The sequence below is a fragment of the Rhodoferax sp. ZS1R8 genome, from assembly GCF_056521325.1.
The window spans coordinates 1-1,544 of the sequence record NZ_JBWMBA010000065.1 but is presented as its reverse complement, the minus strand read 5'-3'; the positions used below and the strand labels follow the sequence as shown (position 1 = coordinate 1,544).

At 63.2% G+C, this 1,544-nt stretch carries 2 protein-coding genes and 1 pseudogene; 1 reads left to right on the top strand and 2 read right to left on the bottom strand.

The genetic code is table 11. From position 1 onward, the window contains the following. Positions 1–314 (top strand): annotated as a pseudogene (locus tag AC097P_RS23770) (ABC transporter ATP-binding protein); the annotation flags it as partial. 77 nt (positions 315–391) lie between these two features. Here the strand turns inward: AC097P_RS23770 and AC097P_RS23765 are convergent. Then, positions 392–1,249 (bottom strand): lysophospholipid acyltransferase family protein, encoded by an 858-nt coding sequence (locus AC097P_RS23765; protein WP_479612900.1) that lies wholly within the window; start codon positions 1,247–1,249, stop codon positions 392–394. An 18-nt stretch (positions 1,250–1,267) separates the two neighbouring features. After that, positions 1,268–1,544 (bottom strand): LytTR family DNA-binding domain-containing protein (locus AC097P_RS23760; RefSeq protein WP_479612899.1); only part of this gene is annotated, 277 nt, incomplete at its 5' end.

Sequence of the window (1,544 nt, the reverse complement as noted above, 5' to 3'; positions counted from 1 at the left end):
GCTGCCTGACCATGAAGCCCGAGATCATCGTTTGCGACGAAAGTGTCAGCGCGCTGGACGTGAGCGTGCAGGCCACGGTGCTGAACCTGCTGCTGGACCTGCAGGAAGAGTTTGGTTTGACCTATGTTTTCATCAGCCACGACCTGGCCGTGGTCAAGTACATGGCCGACGACATCCTGGTGATGAACCAGGGCGAAATCGTGGAGCGCGGTAGCTCGGACGACATCTACAACCGCCCACAACACGCCTACACGCGCCAGCTGCTGGGTGCCATTCCCAAGGGGCTGGAAGGCAATACAGCCAGGTCGACTTAAGCCAAATTGGCCTCTAGCCCCCGTTCGATATGACTAGTTCGCTATTATTTCAATAGCGTATTGGTCAGAATCCCGCCTCAAGCCTCCCCCGCAGGTTGCTTGTAGCGGGCGTAGGACCACAGGTATTGGCCCGGGGCACGGCGTATCAGGCGCTCCATGCCGGCGTTGACGGCCGTAGCGGCCGCCTCGGGTGTGCTGCTGGCATCCAGCAGCTCCGGCGCATCCAGCGGTTCGAAGCGAATCACATAACCCGCGCTGCCGGGTAGCCGTTCACACCAGCCCAGCAGCACGCGCGCGCCTGTTTGCTGGGCCAGCCGCGGCAACAGGGTCATGGTGTAGGCCGGGCGGCCCAAAAACGGTGCCCAGACACCCTGGCCCTCGGGTGGGACCTGGTCCGGCAGGATGGCGGTGTAACCACCATTGCGTAACACCCGTATCAGGCTGCGCACACCGGCCACACTGGTCGGCACCACCTTCAGGCCCGCGCGGTCGCGCGAGCTGGCAACCAGCGGCCTCAGCCATGCCTTGCGCGCGGGTCGGTACAGTGCCACCAGCGGACCGCGTGTAGGCCCGTAGTGCTCGGCCAAAGCCTGGCCAATGATTTCCCAGCACCCCAGGTGCGGTACCGCCAGGATCACGCCTTTGCCCGCATCCAATGCGGACTCAAAGTGCTGCACCCCCTCCCACTGCACCATGTGCAGCACGCCCTGCCCCTGGGGCCGCAACCACAGCCACGGCAGCTCGGCCACCATGGTGCCAATGGCGGCACGTGCCGGGCGGTATTGTGACGGTGCAAAGCCGGCTGCAGAGGCGTGGGCTTCAAACCGGCGGCGGTAGGTGCCCGACATGCACCAGACGAGCCAGCCCATCCAGGCACCCACGCGCTGCATCAGCGGCAGCGGCAATCGACCCAACAAGCGAAACAGACGAACCATGAACATGGGATGGGGCGGCTACATCGCCTTGAACAAACCGGTGTAGCTGCGGCTCACCTCCAGCTTTTCGTTGCTGCCACGCACACTGACCAACTGGCGGCCGCGCTCATCCCGTGTGACACCGGCGACTGCCTTGATGTTGACCAGCGTGGAGCGGTGGATTTGCCAGAACAGTTGCATGTCCAGCTCCTCCACCAACTCTTTGATGGGCTTGCGGATCAGGGCTTCCACGGTAGCCGTCTGCACTCGGGTGTATTTTTCATCGGACACGAAGAACAGCACGTCTTCCACCGGG